Here is a 17,625-nt window from a genome sequence, read left to right as displayed (position 1 = left end):
TCTTCGACAGCTGGATTCGGCTTTGGGGATGGCCAAGCGTGCAGAGCAGCAAGCCGCCCGCGCCGAGGGGCGACGCTAGCGTTTGTGAGTCGGGTCCGGCTGCCCAGAGATCAACCTGTACAAGGAATGGCGCGCCCCACCGGACGGAGCTTTTTTCTTGGGCAGGTTGGGGTTGCGCTCGCAGCCATAGCGACTATCGCTTGCGGCGTTAAGATCTGACAATTCATTCAAGCCGAGCCCGCTCCACGGGTTGGCATAATTCAGGCGTTGGAAGCAACATGAAACAATACTCAGCCATTGGACGGATGCTTGTATTCCTTCTTGCAGCATTAGGGTCGAATTCATGCGTCGGTACGACAACGCCGACTCAGGGGTCGCCGCAAGCGCTGCTCGCCGCTGTTACAAAGTCAAACGTCCGTGACTATTGGACAACTGACTTTGGCAGGAAAAAGCGAAGTGGTGGGTATTCCGTAATTGTGCCTGTCGAGAGTGCAGAGAAGCTCCTTGAATCGATCCGGGTACAGGTGCCTTCCGGCTACGTCGCCTTTATTGGAACAACCAACAACCTCGATAACCCAAAGATCAAGGGTGCTGAACTTGTCATAGCACCAGGTCAAGACCAGTTTGACATCGTCCGCCTGGCAGCTACGGATGCTGTCAACTATGACAAGACCACCGATCAGATCATTGAGGAGCTGAGACGGTGGGACTCTCAATTCGGGATTGATATCTGGCAAGCTGAGACCGACACCGTTCAACTCAAGCTCAAGTCCATTCCAGTGGATCTTCCAGAATTCTCCCAAGGGCTTTACGAATTCTGTCCAGATATCGTTGACCAAGGGGTCGGTGACATTGTGTCGCTTCAGGCGGCGGTCAAGCAGGAAGGAGCGATCTTCCTTTGGTGGGACTAGTCGCGCTGTACCTGACAGTTCATGTAAATCGAAGCCACTCCGCGGCTGGGCCTGAGTGTCTGCTGTGAATGACTGCCTCTGGCCGGGAGTGGACATGGAAGAAGGACGCCGGACACGTTGCAGTGTGAGCGGGGTGCATTGCCTGGCGAGGGTGAACCCATACTCGAATGGTCACTGTTTGCCCGCATCGGCACACGGCGCTACCCTTGCCCGATGTCTATTTCACCCTCCACAGCACTGGACGCCGGGCGCGGCCCCGCTGAGCACGACGTGCGCACGCAGATCATCGAGGCTGCCACCGCGCATTTCAGCCATTACGGCTACGACAAGACCACGGTCTCGGACCTGGCCAAAGCCATTGGCTTCTCCAAGGCCTACATCTACAAGTTCTTTGCCTCGAAGCAGGCGATCGGGGAGGTCATCTGCGCCAATTGCCTCGCCCAGATCGAAAGCGATGTGCATGCGGCCTTGCAGGGAGTAGACGCTGCGCCGGATCGGCTGCGGGTGCTCTTCACCGCCATCGTGGAGGCCAGTCTTCGCTTGTTTCTCCAGGATCGCCGCCTCTATGAAATCGCTGTGGCGGCCGCGACGGATCGATGGCCGTCGACCCAGGCCTACCAAGGCCGCATCCGGCAGCTTGTCGAGGTCATTTTAAAAGATGGCCGCGCCTCCGGGGCGTTTGAGAACCAGACACCGCTCGATCAGACCAGTCGCGCGGTGTACCAGATCCTGGTCCCGTATCTGAATCCGGTGACGCTTCCACACCTGTCGGTCATGCACGAAGAATCGCCCACCGCCCTGCAGGAGCTGGTTCTCAGGAGCCTTTCACCCCAACGGGGGTGACTATTGACGAAAACGGTCACTAGGAACAGAATGCGTCCGGATACCCCACTCCGGAAGGCCGTATGCGTCGCCGTTTTGTAGTCCTAGCCATCTCCTGCGTTGCTCCGTTGTTCCTTGTGGCCTGCGGCACGTCGGACGACATCGACCCCCGCACCGCGCCCCCCATCGTCCGGCTTGCCCAGGTCCAAGCGGGCGCCGGAAATGCACGCACGTTTACGGGGACCATCGCCGCGCGGGTGCAGAGCGATCTCGCTTTCCGAGTGGGTGGCAAGATCACTGAACGCCTCGTCGAGACCGGGCAAACGGTCAAGCGTGGCGATGTGCTTTACCGGATTGATCCGATCGATCTGAACTTGGCAGCGGCCTCTCAGCAGCAAGCGGTGATTGCGGCCCGTGCGCAGAGCGTTCAGGCCATTGCCGACGAAGCGCGGTATCGCGATCTGGCCGCCAAGGGTGTCGTGTCCCGGTCGGCCTATGATCAGATCAAGGCGGCGGCAGATGCAGCATCAGCGCAGCTTAAAGCGGCCGAAGCGCAAGCCCGGGTAGCGCGTAATGCCAGTCAATACACCGCGCTCGTTGCCGATGCCGATGGGGTGGTGATGTCCATCTCTGCCGAGCCCGGCCAAGTGGTGGCGGCGGGGCAGATCGTCGCCCGGCTTGCCCGTGCTGGGAGCAGGGAAGCGGTTGTTCAGCTTCCAGAGACGCTTCGTCCCCAGATCGGCTCTGTGGCCTCAGCATCCTCGTTCGGGGGCAGCGGCAAGATCCCGGCACGGTTGCGCGTGCTCTCTCAATCGGCAGACCCTGCCACCCGAACTTTCGAAGCCCGTTACACGCTGGGAGAGGGCAACACCCCATTGCCGCTGGGTTCAACGGTGGCCGTAGAGCTTGCAGGCGCCGCAGCTGTCGGCGTCTCGGCCGGAGTTGAGGTTCCGCTGGGCGCGCTGTTCGATCCTGGCACCGGAACCGGCGTATGGGTGATCAACGGTGAGCCGCTCAAAGCCCGTTGGACGCCGGTCGCCGTCAAGCAGCTGGGCGATGATCACGCCTTGGTCGAAGGCGCATTGAAGGCCTCTGATCGCGTGGCGGCGCTTGGCGCACATATGCTCCGCGAAGGGCAGGTGGTTCGCCTGGCTGACAGCGCCAAGAGTACCGCTGCAAACGGAGCCCATCAGTGAGTGGGTTCAATCTGTCGGCGCTTGCGGTGCGCGAGCGCGCCATCACTGTTTTCCTGATCTTTCTGATCTCCGTGGCCGGCATCGTGTCCTTCTTCCAGCTCGGCCGCGCTGAGGACCCTGCGTTCACGGTCAAGGTCATGACCATCGTGACGGCCTGGCCGGGTGCCACGCCCACGGAAATGCAGGCCCAGGTCGCCGAGAAGCTGGAAAAGCGATTGCAGGAGCTTCGCTGGTATGACCGCAGCGAAACCTACACGCGGCCTGGGCTGTCCTTCACCACGCTGACGTTGCAGGACGGCACGCCGCCTTCGGAGGTGCAGGAGGAGTTCTACCAGGCGCGCAAAAAGATGGATGACGAAGCGGCGAACCTGCCCGCAGGCGTGATCGGCCCGATGGTCAACGACGAATATGCGGACGTCACCTTCGCTCTGTTTGCACTGAAAGCGAAGGGTGAGCCGTTCCGCCTGCTTGCGCGTGATGCCGAGACGCTGCGTCAGCGATTGCTGCACGTTCCTGGCGTGAAAAAGGTCAACATCATCGGTGAGCAATCCGAGCGCATCTATGTGGAGCTGTCCCACGAGCGGTTGGCGAACCTCGGTATCACGCCACAGGAGGTCTTCGGAGCGCTGAACGGACAGAATGCCCTGACCCCCGCAGGCTCGGTCGAGGCCAAGGGTCCACAGATCTTCATTCGCCTCGATGGCGCACTGGATCAGCTGGACAAGATTCGCGATACGCCCATCGTTGCACAGGGAAAGACCCTCAAATTGCAGGACATTGCCACCGTCAAGCGGGGCTATGAGGATCCATCGACCTTCATGATCCGCAACGGCGGCGAGCCGGCCATGCTGCTGGGTATCGTCATGCGTGACGGCTGGAATGGCCTGGATCTTGGTGAATCCCTCGACGCGGAGGTCAAGAAGATCAATGACGGGCTTCCTGTGGGCATGGCACTGGACAAGGTCACCGATCAGGCCGTGAACATCAGCGCGTCGGTCGACGAGTTCATGATGAAGTTCTTCGCCGCGCTGCTGGTGGTGATGCTGGTGTGCTTTGTCAGCATGGGGTGGCGAGTGGGGGTGGTAGTGGCGGCGGCCGTGCCGCTGACGCTGGCTGCGGTGTTCATGGTCATGGCCGCAACCGGCAAGAACTTTGACCGCATCACGCTCGGCTCGCTGATCCTGGCACTGGGTCTGCTGGTAGACGATGCGATCATTGCCATCGAAATGATGGTCGTGAAGATGGAAGAAGGTTACAGCCGGGTCAAGGCATCGGCCTACGCGTGGAGCCATACGGCAGCGCCGATGCTGGCTGGCACCTTGGTGACTGCGGTGGGCTTCATGCCCAATGGCTTTGCACGGTCCACCGCTGGCGAATACACCAGCAACATGTTCTGGATCGTGGGCATTGCGCTGATCGTGTCGTGGGTAGTGGCGGTGTTCTTTACGCCGTACCTGGGCGTGAAGCTTCTGCCTGAACTCAAGACCGTGGAAGGGGGGCACAGCAGTCTTTACGACACGCCGCGCTACAACCGCTTCCGGTCGATCCTGGCGCGCGTGATTGCACGCAAGTGGCTTGCGGCGGGTTCGGTGATCGGCCTGTTCGTGCTTGCTGTGGTGGGCATGGGGCTGGTGAAAAAGCAGTTCTTCCCCATTTCCGATCGCCCGGAGGTGTTGGTCGAAGTGCAGATGCCCTACGGCACGGCGATCGAACAGACCAACCTGGCCACCAGAAAGGTGGAGCAATGGCTCGCTGGGCAGGAAGAAGCGAAGATCGTCACGGCCTACATCGGTCAGGGCGCGCCCCGGTTCTACCTCGCCATTTCCCCGGAACTGCCGGACCCGGCGTTTGCCAAGATTGTGGTTCGCACCGACAGCCAGGAACAGCGCGATGCACTGAAAGCCAAGCTCCGTCAGGCCGTGGCCGAGGGCTTGGCGCCTGAGGCGCGGGTGCGCGTGACCCAGCTGGTGTTTGGGCCTTACTCGCCCTATCCGGTGGCCTACCGTGTCAGTGGTCCGGATCCGGACGTCATTCGGGGCATTGCGGCCAAGGTCGAGCAGACCCTGCACGCCAGCCCGATGATGCGCACTGTGAATACCGATTGGGGCGTGCGCACGCCGACGCTGCACTTCACGCTTGATCAGGACCGTCTGCAGGCGATGGGGATGACGTCGGCATCCGTCTCACAGCAATTGCAGTTCTTCCTGAGCGGGGTGCCGATCACTGCCGTGCGTGAGGACATCCGCACCGTCGAGGTTGTTGCTCGGTCAGGCGGGGACACGCGCCTGGATCCTGCCCGGATTGCGGACTTCACCCTGGTCGGGGCTGCTGGCCAGCGCGTGCCGCTGTCCCAGATCGGCTCGGTCGAGGTTCGGATGGAAGAGCCGGTGCTGCGCCGCCGTGATCGGGTGCCCACGATCACCGTGCGCGGTGACATTGACGATGCGTTGCAGCCACCGGACGTATCGGCAGCGATCAGCAAGCAGCTTGAACCCTTCATTGCCTCGCTGCCCGAGGGCTACGCCATTGCCCAGGCCGGGTCCATCGAGGAATCAGGCAAGGCAATGAGCGCCATGCTGCCGCTGTTCCCGATCATGCTGGCGGTAACGCTGCTGATCATCATCCTGCAGGTGCGGTCCATCTCGGCAATGATCATGGTCTTCATGACCAGTCCGTTGGGGCTGATCGGCGTGGTGCCAACCCTGCTGTTGTTCCAGCAGCCGTTCGGCATCAACGCGCTGGTGGGGTTGATTGCCTTGTCAGGCATCTTGATGCGCAACACGCTCATCCTCATCGGGCAGATCCACGAGAACGAAGAGACAGGAATGGAGACCTTCCACGCCATCATCGAGGCGACGGTTCACCGAGCGCGCCCGGTGATCCTGACCTCATTGGCTGCGGTGCTTGCCTTCATTCCGCTGACCCATTCGGTGTTCTGGGGAACGCTTGCCTACACGTTGATCGGCGGCACCATCGCCGGCACGGTGATGACGCTGGTCTTCCTTCCGGCGATGTATGCCATCTGGTTCAAGGTCCGAGCGGAGAAGACCCCCGTTGCCTGATATTGGCCCGGACCTCTTTTATATGGGAAGTGATTCATGAGCATTGCTGACAAGGACCGCATCGTGGTGACCGGAATGGGCGTGGTCAGCCCACTCGGCTGCGGGGTCGAGACCGTCTGGTCGCGCCTACTGGCCGGGCGCTCCGGCATCGGGTCGCTGAGTGCTGATCTCTCCGCGGGAACCGGCTGCGAAGTCGGTGGACGGGTGCCTGACCGCGTTCAAGACCCGGAGGCGGGCTTTGATTGCACCGGCATCATCGCGCCGAAAGATCTCAAGAAGATGGATCGCTTCGTTGAGTTCGCGCTGGTCGCGGCCCATGAAGCGCTGGAGCAGGCGGGGTGGCGTGACGCCGACGAGCAGGGGCTGCTGCGCACGGCGACCGTGATTGCCACGGGCATCGGTGGCTTCGGATCCATCGTCAATGCGGTCCACACCACCGAAAGCCGTGGGCCTGGCCGGCTGTCGCCCTTCACCGCGCCGACCTTCCTGGCCAACATGGCGGCGGGGCAGGCGTCGATCCGTTACGGGTTCAAGGGCCCGCAGGGCGCGCCCGTGACGGCGTGCGCAGCGGGCGTCCAGGCGATCGGAGACGCAGCGCGCCTCATCCGGGCCGGAGAGGCGGACATCGCGCTGTGCGGTGGGGCGGAGGCCGCGATGCACCGGGTCAGCCTGGGCGGCTTCGCGGCTGCCAAGGCACTGAGCACGTCGTTCAACGACACGCCCCGTGCTGCATCTCGCCCCTTTGATGAACAGCGGGACGGGTTTGTCATGTCCGAAGGGGCAGGGTTGCTGGTGATCGAGCGCCTGGACCACGCCCTGGCGCGTGGCGCCAAGCCGCTTGCCGAACTGGTTGGCTACGGCACAACCTCTGATGCCTACCATCTGACGGCCGGCCCCGACGACGGCAGCGGCGCGCGGCGGGCGATGGAGATTGCGCTGGCGCAGGCGGGTATCACGCCGGATCAGGTTGATCACATCAATGCGCATGCGACGTCCACCCAGGTGGGTGATCGGGCGGAGCTTGCGGCGGTGCGGGCGCTGTTTGGTTTCCGCCCCGATCTTCTGATCTCTGCCACCAAGTCCAGCACGGGCCACCTGCTTGGGGCGGCTGGCGGCATCGAAGCCATTTTCACCGTGCTCGCGCTGCGCGATCAGGTCGCGCCAGCGACGCTCAACCTCCTCAGCCCAGATCCCTTGGCGGAAGGGCTGTCAATCGTCACCGGGGAACCCCGTCATGCCGGCATGACGTTTGCGCTGACCAATGGTTTTGGCTTTGGTGGCGTGAATGCCAGTGCAGTATTCCGGCGCCTGTGAACAGGTCTATGAGCACGGGTGAGTCACCCACCTTCCCAAGCAAAACCGCGTTGCGCTGGAAGCGGGCGAGGGCGGAGAGCCGGCAGTGCATCCTGGACGCGGCCGGTACCGTCTTCGCGGAGGAGGGCTTTGAGCACACCACGATGAAGCGAATCGCCAGCCTCTGTGGTGTCACCAAAGTGACGATCTATGCCCACTATCGTGATAAGGAGCGTCTCTACACATCAGTCATGGACGGTCATCTGGCATCCATGACGTCAGGCGAGCTCAGCCTGCCTGCAGGCACCGATCTTGGCGACGCGTTGATGTGCATCGCCGGTGGCATTGAACGATTGGCCGCCAACCCCTCGTGTCTGGCATTCTGCAGATCGTTGTTGCGCTCCGGTCCTGGCATCGACCTTTACAGGGAACGCTGGAGCACGGTGCTGGAACCGTATCTCGATCTGGCGGAAAAGGCCTTTGAGCGCGTTTCTGTCGGCTCGACCTGCTCCGGCGACGGGGAGCGGTTTGTCAGCCTCCTTCTTGCAGAGCATGGCTTGCCTCAGGGGCGCAGGCGAGCGTCTGACAGTCATGCAACGACCGCGCTGTTCCTACGCGCCTGCGACCTACGCGTCAGGTGAGCAGGGAGCCCACTCCTCATGCAGGATGCATGGGTATGTCGGCTTCCCGCGCAGCGCCCTCGAACTGCGGGCGGCCGAACCAGTAGCCTTGCATCAGCCGGATGCCGAGATCGGACAGACAGTTCGCCTCATCACCGGTTTCTATACCTTCAGCAATCACATCGATATCCAATTGCCCGCACATGAATACCACGCCGGCCACGATGGCACGGCGTGACGCGCTTTGGTCGATGCCCCGGATCAACGCCATGTCCAGCTTGACCATGTCCGGCTGGAAATCGGCCAGCAGGTTCAGCCCGGCAAACCCGGCACCGAAATCATCAATCGCGGTCTTGAAGCCCATCCGTTTGTATTCACTCAGGATCTCAGCCAGCCATTTTCCATCGCTGACCTGCTCTCCCTCAACGGTCTCGAAGATGATTCGCTCAACCGGGAAGCCGTGCCGATCCGCGGCCTGAAGCGTAGAGCGGATGCACACCTCGGGCCGGTAGATTGCATTGGGCAGAAAATTGATTGAAAGATGGGACGGTAGATTCAACGACGCAGCGATCCGGATCGCCTTCTCGCGACAGGCCTGGTCGAACGAATAGCGGTTGTCCGCGGTGATACGTGACAGTACCGAACTTGCGGGTTCCCCGGCAGGGCCGCGCACCAGCGCTTCATGTGCGAACACCTTTCGTGCATGAACATCCACGATGGGCTGGAATGCGTAACTGAAGTCGAACTGCAGCGGATTCGCATCGCGACAAAGGGCACATCCAGCGCGCACATCGATGGACGCCATGCGGTTTATTCCGTGTTCTGGTGACGGTGATAAGGATAGCCGACGCCCATCACGGCCATGTCGACGCCGCCCCATCTCGGGGGTCGTCGCGGTGCTGACCAGCCTGTCGATTTCCCGGTGGCCGGGAACCTGAACAGGCGAGCGGTGCTTCTGACGCTCACCGCGTTGATGGCGGTATCCGGCCTGGCGGTCTACATGATCGGCCGTGCGCTGATTGGCGTAGTGATCGGAGGATTCTGGCCATTTACCGACAACGCTGAGGCGGTGGCGGGTTGATGGTCGCGGTGGTGCAGTGTTCGACCGCGCTCGGATCGACCCTCGGCGGGTTGTTGTTGGATAGCGTCGGCTTGGCTTTTTCATTTCTGGCCAGTGCGGGCCTGCTGGCGTCCGCGGCGGTGCTTGCCTATGTCACGGCTGCCGACGCTGCGGCCATCGATTCGGCGGTCGCTGCGCAGGCGCAGTGCTGATCCAGCAAGCTGCCCCGTCCTGACTTCCGCCTCGAGCGCAACGCTGCGTCTTGTATCACGCCCGCGGCAAGCCGTCATCACACTCCCTCTACGTCTCCCAGCTTCAACTGAATGCCGGTCATGGCGCTGGCGAAAACGCCGCTATAGTCCGAACACCCCAGACAAAGGAGGCACTGCAATGTTTCTGACCACAAAACAAATGACGACGGCGCGTACGCTGGCTGTGGCAATCATCGCTACCGTAGGCCTCAGTTCCTGCGCCACGTACAAGGACGAGTTCGCAACGATCAACTCACGCCTTGATCAACTCGATACGAAGGTGCAGGGCGCGGCCCAGAGCGCCGAGTCCGCCAATCAATCCGCACAGCAGGCCAACCAGCGTCTGGATCAGATTGAAGGCCGCGTCCAGCAGCTGGAACAGGCACCTCGCCGCAAGCCGCGCGGTTGATCGCTCCTGCACCATTGGTGAGGAACGTCTGAATCAGGGACCAGTGGCCGATGCAGGCCGCTGGTTTCCTTTGGCGGTACCGTCTGCATTGAAAGGAAGTGTCCCATTCGTACGCACCCATACCCCGTGAACCGTGCCCTTGCTGGTGCGTTGGCAATGGCGTTGGCATTTGCAAGTATCGGCACCGCTGGCGCTGAGGATGCGGCCGCGCCGCCGGCGGCTGCGGTTGACGAGCTGCCGCAAGGCCAAGAGGTGTCCGAGACGGTGATCGAGCTTGCCGGCTGGGTGGTCGCAAGCAAGGATGCGCAAGGCTATCCGTTCGCGATCATGGACAAAGCGGCGGCGCAGGTGCTGGTGTTTGATGGCAACGGCCGGCTTCGCGGCGCGGCGTCCGGTCTGTTTGGCTCGGCGACCGGCGACCATACCGCTCCCGGTGTTGCCGGGCTCGCGCTTCGCGAGATTCCGGGGCGGGACCGCACGACACCTGCAGGTCGCTTCGTGGGCGGTTACGGCCCGTCGATCGACGCGGGGCGCGTGCTCTGGGTGGACTACGAGTCCGCCGTCTCCATTCACCCGACCGCTATCGGCGTGCCGGCCGAGAAGCGCGCCGAACGCCTCGCATCGCCTTCGCCCGACGACAACCGCGTGACGCACGGCTGCATCAATGTCTCGCCAGGATTCTACGAACAGGTCATCCGTTCCACCTTCGAGCGGGGCGGTGTGTTCTATGTCCTGCCCGATAACGCATCGATAGCAGAAACCTTCCCGGATTTCGCGAAAAGCCGTGAGGCTGCGCAGGACAGCGAAGCAAGCGGCGCACGTTCCGCTCGCAAGTAATAAAGAGCAGCTCATCGCGCGATCAGCTGGATGACGCACACCGCTGACCGATGCCGTCCCGTGTGCGGTTGTCCTATCGGCGCGGCGGCATCAACCCGTCGAAATGCGCGCTCAGCGTCTCGATCTGCTGCTCGTGGACAACGGCGGCGACATAACCATCCGGCCGCACCAGTACCCACTCGCCCGGCTGCAGGCCATAAGCACCGGCGAAGTGTCCCTGCGTATCCCACAGATCGCCGCACTGGCCGATCACGTGCACGTGCAAGCCCTTCCGCGCCGGTGCATCGGCGCGTGTGGCTTCGTAACCAAGCAACGTCCAATGCGTACCGCGCAGCACCTCAAACAAGCGCATTGGCTGCCCACCCGCACCCTGCAACGGGGCGTCGGGGGCGCGGCTGCCAGGGGTGATGCGTCCGGTACGGGGCTCGCCCGCTAGCGAGAGCGATGCGTCCGCGTACCCGAGATCGAGCTGCTGGACCTCCCGGCCGCGTCGATTGTCGCCGCGGCGGGCGTGGTCGAGCAGTTTCGTCGCCAGCCCAAGCATCGCGGCTGCAACAGGGCGGCGCTCTTCTTCGTAGGTCTCCAGCAGGGTCTGCGGTGCCCCCTGCAGCACGGCGGCCAGCTTCCATCCCAGGTTGTAGGCATCCTGGGCACTGGTGTTGAGCCCCTGTCCGCCGGTGGGGGGATGCGTGTGGGCGGCGTCGCCGACGAGGAAGGCCCGGCCGACGCGGTAACGGTCGGCGAGTCGGGCGTTCATCTGGTACGCCGAGGCCCACTCGAGGTCCAGAACCGCAATGTCATCGCGCCCGGTGCGCTCACGTACCATGGCCGCCAGGCCCGCTGCCGAGAGATCCACCTCGCCCTCCAAGGGAACCGGGGCCTGTAGCTGGAACAACGCGGTTCCCATCAAAGGACACAGCGAGATACGTCGCGCCATGTCCTCTTCGTTGAAGGTGTGCCAGGCATCGCGTGGCAGCCCTTGCAGCACGATGTCTGCGACCACTGCACGCACGCCCAGGGTCTTGCCGGGGAAACCGATATCGAGTGCGTGACGCACGATGCTGCGGCCGCCGTCAGCGCCGATCAGATAGCGTGTGCGGAGCGTCTGCTCGCCCAGAGACGTGGCAAGACGCAGGGTCACGCCATCGGCGTCCTGCTCGAAACCGATCAGTGCATGCCCGAAGTCGACCCGGTGCCCCAGCGCCGCGAGGCGGTCGCGCATCACGCACTCGGTCAGGAACTGCGGCACCATCAGCGGCCGCCGATAGGGTTCGGCGGGTGTGGCGGGCGACGCCTCCACCATGACCGTGTCCGTATGGGTGCCATCGGCGTGATGTGATCGGGAGACAGGGTAGGCCCCGCCCGCCGCGAACAGCTGATTGACGATGCCCATGTCCTCGAAGACCTCCTGGCTGCGCGGCTGGATACCTTTGCCGCGTGAGCCGTGGAAGGGTCGGTCACGCTGCTCCAGCAGCCGGAATGCCACGCCGCGGCGAGCCAGTTCGATGGCCAGGGTGAGGCCGGCAGCGCCAGCGCCACAGATCACTACATCAAGGTTGTTGCTCATGCCTCGCTCCAGCTGTGTGTAATATGCACGTACTTGGAGGAGATGCTATGCCCGTGAAAAAGAAGGTGCAAGATACACATAATTCGGCCGAGCTGAAGTCGCTGCACCTCTCCATGGTCAGCCTTGCCAGCGTGATGAACCGCCCGCGCAATGATGAAATGCTGATCCAGGCCGCCGGCCTGAAGCTGGACCAGGCGCTGTTCCGACTGCTGGTGATGATCGAGCGGGTCGGCCCGATCGGGGTGGTGGATCTGGCCGACCGGCTGGGCCGCGATTACACGACCATCAGTCGCCAGGTCGCCAAACTGGCGTCGATGGAACTGGTCACGCGTCGCGGCAATCCAGAAGACCGCCGCATCCGCGAGGCGACCATCGCGCCGAAAGGCAAAGACATGACGGACCGGCTGGACGCGGCCCGCGAGCGGATCGGACGGGAGATCTTCGCCTCATGGTCCGCGCAGGACGTATCGGAGCTGGTGCGATTGATGGCAAAGTTCGCCGGCGCGCTGGAATCCCGTGAGCGTGAGCCGTAACGGCACACCCGGCCAGCCTGCGGTGCCGCGCCCGGCATCTGATCCCGCTGTCGGAACCTCACAAGGCATCACATATGAAGCGATTGTTGTTACTCGGGGTGCTGCTCGCCGTGTCCTCAACTGCCCATGCCATCGTCATCCGGCATGACGTGGATGATGCGAAGTATCGCGCTCCCGCTACCGAGTTTCCCGCACTCGTGGACATGCCCGGCGAGGGTCACGGCGCGCTGATCGCACCACAATGGGTGCTGACGGCCGCGCACACGCTGCCGATGCATGCCGACCTCAAGCAGGTAGTGATCAACGGAACGGCCCGGGACGTTGAGCGCGTTGTCGTCCATCCCGGCTACAGGACGCTGCCACAGACATTGATCGATCAGGCGATGGCCAGTGGCGAGGCAATGTTGATCGTTGTGTTCCTTGCATCGGGCGACGATGTTGCGTTGATCAGGCTGAAGGCGCCGGTGACCGACGTTGCGCCTGTGGCCATTTACAGTGGCACCGACGAGGCCGGTCAGATCGCGAAGATTCTGGGAAAGGGGGCTACGGGGACGGGCGCCACCGGGCATTCTCCCAGCGGCCCCAATCGCACCGAGCTGCGGCGCGCGTTCAACACGATCACCAGTGCCTACGACCGCTGGCTCTGCTATGTCTTCGACGAACCGCCGCAAGCGCTGCCCCTGGAAGGCGTGCTGGGCAACGGCGACAGCGGTGGCCCCGTGCTCATCGAGCGCAATGGTCAGTGGCTGCTGGCCGGGCAGGGCGCGTGGAAGGTCGTCCAGGGCAATGTGCTGACCGCCCGGCCCGGGCGCTATGGGCAGGTCACCTGCAATGTGCGTGTGAATCACTATCGTGACTGGATCGAGCGCATCATGGCCGAACCGGCGCAGACAACCGCAGTGGGTTCGATCCAGCCGATTGCACGTCCTGCCAGTGGCGAGCGCCGGCATGCGCCATGCAGCGCGTGACGTGTGGGCCATCCGTGGCCGACACGCGACACGCTGGTCAGATCAGCCCGCCTGACCCAACCGCACCTTCAACTGATCGATCTCCGCCTCGCTGACGCCGATGGACTTCAGATAGCCCTCGGCACCGCCGTACTGCGCATGCAGAGCGGCGAGAAACATCGCCATGTTCTCTGGCGCGGTGCCGGACATGCCGGCCATCTTCCTGCCGATCTCCGGGTTCTGCTTGATCAGCTCCATGATCTGCGCGTTCATCGCGCTGTCCTTGGGCTGGCCTTCGAGGTAGTGCGCGGAAATCGCATAGTTGTGCACGATGTCCGCCCGGGACACGCCCGCCAGGTCCAGCAGCAGCCCGGCGATGATGCCGGTGCGGTCCTTGCCCGCGGTGCAGTGGAACAGCACGGTGCCGTCGCGCTCGGCGGCAATGCGCTGGAAGACCTGCTTGAACTGCGGCTGGCTGTGATCCAGCCACTGCACATAGGCTGCGCCCAGCGAGTCGGGGAAGGTGGTCATCATTTTCTGCAGGTCCATCTTCTCGGTGCCAATCAGCGAGGTGCGCTGGTAGGCGAAGCGCGCGTCGCTGGCCAGCAGGTCAGGCGACTGCGCCTGCTCATCGGCGGTACGCAGGTCGATATCCAGCGTGACACCGGCAGCGGCGAGTGCGTCGCGGTCGGCCGCAGTCAGACGGCCCAGGTCCGAGGTGCGCACGAAGGCGCTGGCCGGGATCGGGCCATGGCTGCCTTGCAGGCCCGCAAAGGTACGCGTGTTCCAGGCGCCCTGGAGCGGGATGACGCGCTGCGCATCGGCGGCAACCGGCTGCACGTTGGCGCTTGCCGCAGTGGTGGGCGCGGCGGCGGTATCGGTGACGGGCGAGCGGGCCAGTGCGAGGCCGGCGCCAGCGAGCATCGGCAGGCTGAGGGCAACGGCAAGGGCAAGGTGGGTGCGGCGCAGGTGCATCAGGATCTCCAGGGCGATCAGAAGGTGACGGTGACGTCCAGGCCATAGGTGCGCGGGTCATTGAAGATCCCGCTCTGGCCCAGTGAGGCGTTGTTGAGCTTGTAGAACAGGTGCTCTTCGTCCAGCAGGTTGCGCGCCCACAGTGAGACGGCCATGGTCGAGCCCGTGCTGTTGAGGGGGACGTCGATCAGGGCGACACGGGCGTTCACGATGAAGGAACTGTCGGTGAGCATCTGGTCGTACTCGCTGGTGTAGTACCCATCGGACCAGTTGCCATCCAGGTGGAACTTCAGCGCGGAGAAGTTGGCGAACGGCACCAGATAGTCCAGCGACACGCTGCCGGCGTTCTTCGGCGCCAGCAATGGCTGCACCGTGACCTGCACGCCGGCGCCGAACGGGTCGACCGCGCTCTGCGCATCGATGCGGGTGTAGGCGTAGTTCAACCCCACGGTGACGTTGTCCACCGGCATCACGTTGAACTCCAGCTCCGCACCGCGCGAGGTGCCGTTGCTGAGTGCGTTGGTGGTGACCATCGTGGTGCGGGTTTCGCCGCTGTTGGGATCGAACGGCAGCGAGAAATCCATCTGCTTGTGTTCGATCTTCGAATCGAACAGGGCCAGGTTCAGGCGCGCGCGGTTGTCCCAGAACTGCGACTTGAGCCCGAGCTCGATCGCCGTCACCTCTTCGGGCGCGAAGGCGGTATAGGTTGTCGAGCGCGAGTTGGCACCGCCTGCCTTGAACCCGGTGCTGTATTTTGCATAGACCATGGCGTTCTCGCCGAGATCGTAGGCGATGTTCACCATCGGATCGAAGCGGCCCCATGCATCATCGAAGGCGAGGTCTTTAGCCGCCCCATTGACGATGTACAGGCTGCCCTTCTTGTCATCGCGCGTATAGCGGCCACCGGCGGTCAGGTGCAGGCGTTCGAGCGAGGCCGGCGTCCAGGTGGCCTGGCCGAAGATGCCGAGGCTGTCCGTCCACGCCTTGCTGGCGCGGTCGATGCGCACGTTGCCCAGGTTCAAGGGGTTGGTGGCCGGGTTGAGCGTGTAGCTGTTGCCGCCCGGGCCCCACAGCAGCATGTTGGGTGTCTGCGCGTTGTCGCCGGCGGTTTCGTGATAGTAGAAGGCACCGGCCAGGAACTGCACCTGCGAGGTGGTGCCGATCAGCTGGAATTCCTGGCTGTACTGGTGCTGGTAGACCTGGGCGAGGCTGTAGCGGCCGAACGGCGTGTTGGGGCCGCCATAGGCGGAGATCGCGTCGACCAGACCCATGTCGAACTGGCCCTGGGTCAGTTCACGGTAGGAACTGATCGACTTCAGTTCCAGGCTGTCGCTCAGGGTCCAACCAAGGTTGAGCAGATGCCCGCTGGTACGGCCGATGTTGTCTTCCTGCGGGCCACCGAGGATGGCGGAATCGCGTCGATCCTCGCTGGCGCCGGCTTTCTGCAGCGGGCTCACGTAGGCGCCCGGCACCAGCAACTGGGTGTGGTACGGCGTGGTGGCATCGTAGGAGCGGTCGAAGGCATACAGCGCGGAGAAATCATCGCTGGGCGGCCACAGCGCGCTGAAGCGTGCGCCGCGCTTGTCGTAGCTGTTGAAGTCGCGCTCACCGCGCATCGGGTTGTCGGTGGTACCGCCGCGCTTGGCCTGCACGGCGTCGATCTTGAAGCTCACATCGCCCACCTTCGGCAGGTCCAGATGCAGCCCGGTGGTGTAGCCGCTGTAGTTGGAGACGCCGGCGCTGACGCTGCCGCCAAACTCGCCGGTGGGCGGTCTGGTGACGATGCTGATCGCACCGCCTTCGGTGTTGCGGCCGAACAGGGTGCCCTGCGGGCCCTTCAACACCTCGATGCGCTCTACGTCATACAGCATGCTTCCCAGGCCCTGCGCGCGGCCCATGAACACGCCATCGACATACACGCCGACGCCGGCATCGCGCGCCGGCTGGTTGGCGTCACCGGAGGCACCGATCCCGCGGATGCCGATGTTCAGCGCCGAGCTGCGAGTGGCGAAGGGGGTGACACGCAGTGAGGGGATCGAGCCATCGGAGAGGCTGCCGATCGAGATCGCACTGCGGTCCTTCAGCGCTTCGGCATCCACCACAGACACGGAGATAGGGGTGTCCTGCAGATTGGTAGCACGCTTCTGGGCGGTGACGACCACCTGGTCCAGCGCGACCACATCGCGGGCGGCGGTATCGGCGGTGGCGACAGTGGTGACGTCATTGGCCACGGCGAGGCCGGGCAGGGCGGTAGCGATGGCAAGAGCTAACAGGCGGCGGTGCAGCTGGGCGTGGCGCATCGGGTTCGTTCACGGGAGGAGGGGGCCGGCGCAGTCTGTGCGCGCAAAATGACAGATGAATGACCGTTCATTCAGCCTCTGCGTGTCGTACCATCACCCCTCAACTGGACGCCATCTACGACGAGCAATGACGCTTACCCCCCTTTCCGGCACCCCTGCCGAAGACGCTGCAGCCGTGCGTGCCGAAGCGCAGCGCCAGCGGATCCTGGACGCCGCGCAACGCTGTTTCATCGCCCGCGGCTTCCATGCCGGCTCGATCAGTGACATCGCCGCAGAGGCGGAGATCAGCCAGGGCCTGATGTACCGCTACTTCGAGAACAAACGTGCGCTGATCCTGGCGCTGATCGAACGACAGCTCGCCTACGACCAGGACGCAATCGGCCACATGCCGGCGGCGGCCGATCTGGTTGACGGACTCCTGCGTTGCTACCAGCTGTGGGCGCGCGGGGAGACGCTGGAAACCCGTGGCAACGCGATCGCCAATGTCGCGCTGTATGCGGAGATCACCGCTGAAGCGCACCGCGATCCGGTGGTCGCGCAGGTGCTGCGCCGGCACGACAGGCAGACCAGCGAGGCCATTACCGGCTGGCTTCGGCAGCACGACATCGCGCGTGGGCGCACGCCGGAGGACGCCGATCTGGAACGGCGTACGTTGCTGATGCGGTTGCTGGTCGAGGGGCTGGCGATGCGCGCAGTGCGCGATCCATACCTTGCGGCGGACACCGTGCGGGGCGTGCTCGCGCGCGCGATTGCGAGCGTACTGGACGAATGAGGTACCCGCCGATCAGGGTGATTTAACAGGACGGTACAGCGCCGTACGCACACTGGTCCGGTCTGCAATG

At 63.5% G+C, this 17,625-nt stretch carries 17 protein-coding genes; 13 read left to right on the top strand and 4 right to left on the bottom strand.

Going from position 1 to position 17,625, the window contains the following annotated elements:
- Positions 1-278 precede the first annotated feature (278 nt).
- From EDF74_RS07700 to EDF74_RS07675, 6 genes are all read left to right on the top strand, one after another.
- A complete protein-coding gene (locus EDF74_RS07700; protein WP_123729506.1) occupies positions 279-911 on the top strand; it encodes a DUF4253 domain-containing protein in 633 nt (210 codons plus the stop codon).
- Between the two features lie 213 nt (positions 912-1,124).
- Positions 1,125-1,754 carry a TetR/AcrR family transcriptional regulator gene (locus EDF74_RS07695; RefSeq protein WP_123729505.1) on the top strand — a complete coding sequence of 210 codons (630 nt, stop codon included), beginning with the start codon at positions 1,125-1,127 and terminating at the stop codon, positions 1,752-1,754.
- A gap of 62 nt (positions 1,755-1,816) precedes the next feature.
- Positions 1,817-2,929 carry an efflux RND transporter periplasmic adaptor subunit gene (locus EDF74_RS07690; protein WP_184997123.1) on the top strand — a complete coding sequence of 371 codons (1,113 nt, stop codon included), beginning with the start codon at positions 1,817-1,819 and terminating at the stop codon, positions 2,927-2,929.
- Positions 2,926-5,991, top strand: coding sequence for an efflux RND transporter permease subunit (locus tag EDF74_RS07685; protein WP_123729504.1), 3,066 nt, complete (start codon positions 2,926-2,928; stop codon positions 5,989-5,991). The genes EDF74_RS07690 and EDF74_RS07685 overlap by 4 nt, the downstream gene beginning before the upstream one ends.
- 36 nt (positions 5,992-6,027) lie before the next feature.
- On the top strand, positions 6,028-7,305 hold the full coding sequence (gene fabF, locus EDF74_RS07680) for a beta-ketoacyl-ACP synthase II (protein WP_123729503.1): 1,278 nt from the start codon (positions 6,028-6,030) through the stop codon (positions 7,303-7,305).
- 8 nt (positions 7,306-7,313) lie between these two features.
- On the top strand, positions 7,314-7,925 hold the full coding sequence (locus EDF74_RS07675; protein WP_123729502.1) for a TetR/AcrR family transcriptional regulator: 612 nt from the start codon (positions 7,314-7,316) through the stop codon (positions 7,923-7,925).
- 16 nt (positions 7,926-7,941) lie between these two features.
- On the opposite strand, the gene EDF74_RS07670 is transcribed toward EDF74_RS07675, so the two are convergent.
- The gene (locus tag EDF74_RS07670; protein ID WP_428999149.1) at positions 7,942-8,700 is read right to left on the bottom strand and encodes an EAL domain-containing protein; all 759 of its coding nucleotides are present in this window, start codon (positions 8,698-8,700) and stop codon (positions 7,942-7,944) included.
- A 66-nt stretch (positions 8,701-8,766) separates the two neighbouring features.
- Here EDF74_RS07670 and EDF74_RS18345 point away from each other — a divergent pair, with 66 nt between their 5' ends.
- The 4 genes from EDF74_RS18345 to EDF74_RS07650 all read left to right on the top strand — a co-directional run bounded on the left by EDF74_RS18345 (position 8,767) and on the right by EDF74_RS07650 (position 10,461).
- A complete protein-coding gene (locus tag EDF74_RS18345; RefSeq protein ID WP_260232209.1) occupies positions 8,767-8,985 on the top strand; it encodes a hypothetical protein in 219 nt (72 codons plus the stop codon).
- Positions 8,985-9,176 (top strand): hypothetical protein, encoded by a 192-nt coding sequence (locus EDF74_RS07660; RefSeq protein WP_260232208.1) that lies wholly within the window; start codon positions 8,985-8,987, stop codon positions 9,174-9,176. Before EDF74_RS18345 ends, EDF74_RS07660 begins: the two co-directional genes overlap by 1 nt.
- Before the next feature lie 178 nt (positions 9,177-9,354).
- Entirely contained in the window at positions 9,355-9,624 is a 270-nt protein-coding gene (locus EDF74_RS07655) for a hypothetical protein (protein WP_121037094.1), read from the top strand.
- A 156-nt stretch (positions 9,625-9,780) separates the two neighbouring features.
- The gene (locus EDF74_RS07650; protein ID WP_260232207.1) at positions 9,781-10,461 is read left to right on the top strand and encodes a hypothetical protein; all 681 of its coding nucleotides are present in this window, start codon (positions 9,781-9,783) and stop codon (positions 10,459-10,461) included.
- Between the two features lie 73 nt (positions 10,462-10,534).
- On the opposite strand, the gene EDF74_RS07645 is transcribed toward EDF74_RS07650, so the two are convergent.
- Entirely contained in the window at positions 10,535-12,028 is a 1,494-nt protein-coding gene (locus tag EDF74_RS07645) for an FAD-dependent oxidoreductase (RefSeq protein WP_123729500.1), read from the bottom strand.
- Positions 12,029-12,093: 65 nt separating this feature from the next.
- Between EDF74_RS07645 and EDF74_RS07640 the strand changes: the two genes are divergently transcribed.
- Both EDF74_RS07640 and EDF74_RS07635 read left to right on the top strand, forming a co-directional pair.
- Complete coding sequence (locus tag EDF74_RS07640) at positions 12,094-12,561, top strand: MarR family winged helix-turn-helix transcriptional regulator (protein ID WP_260232206.1); 468 nt, start codon at positions 12,094-12,096, stop codon at positions 12,559-12,561.
- 74 nt (positions 12,562-12,635) lie between these two features.
- Entirely contained in the window at positions 12,636-13,529 is an 894-nt protein-coding gene (locus tag EDF74_RS07635; protein WP_123729498.1) for a S1 family peptidase, read from the top strand.
- Positions 13,530-13,571: 42 nt separating this feature from the next.
- Here EDF74_RS07635 and EDF74_RS07630 read toward each other — a convergent pair whose 3' ends face one another.
- Together EDF74_RS07630 and EDF74_RS07625 are read right to left on the bottom strand one after the other, a co-directional pair.
- Entirely contained in the window at positions 13,572-14,483 is a 912-nt protein-coding gene (locus EDF74_RS07630; RefSeq protein ID WP_123729497.1) for a tyrosine-protein phosphatase, read from the bottom strand.
- 17 nt (positions 14,484-14,500) lie between these two features.
- Positions 14,501-16,783: a TonB-dependent receptor gene (locus tag EDF74_RS07625; RefSeq protein ID WP_123729496.1), complete on the bottom strand. Its 2,283-nt coding sequence runs from the start codon at positions 16,781-16,783 to the stop codon at positions 14,501-14,503.
- A gap of 127 nt (positions 16,784-16,910) precedes the next feature.
- On the opposite strand from EDF74_RS07625, the gene EDF74_RS07620 reads away from it, so the two are divergent.
- Entirely contained in the window at positions 16,911-17,555 is a 645-nt protein-coding gene (locus EDF74_RS07620) for a TetR/AcrR family transcriptional regulator (RefSeq protein ID WP_123729495.1), read from the top strand.
- Positions 17,556-17,625 lie beyond the last annotated feature (70 nt).

The organism is Stenotrophomonas rhizophila, assembly GCF_003751305.1.
Taxonomy (GTDB): domain Bacteria; phylum Pseudomonadota; class Gammaproteobacteria; order Xanthomonadales; family Xanthomonadaceae; genus Stenotrophomonas; species Stenotrophomonas rhizophila_B.
Note: the sequence above shows the minus strand (reverse complement) of the source record. Positions and strands in the feature narration are given on the sequence as shown.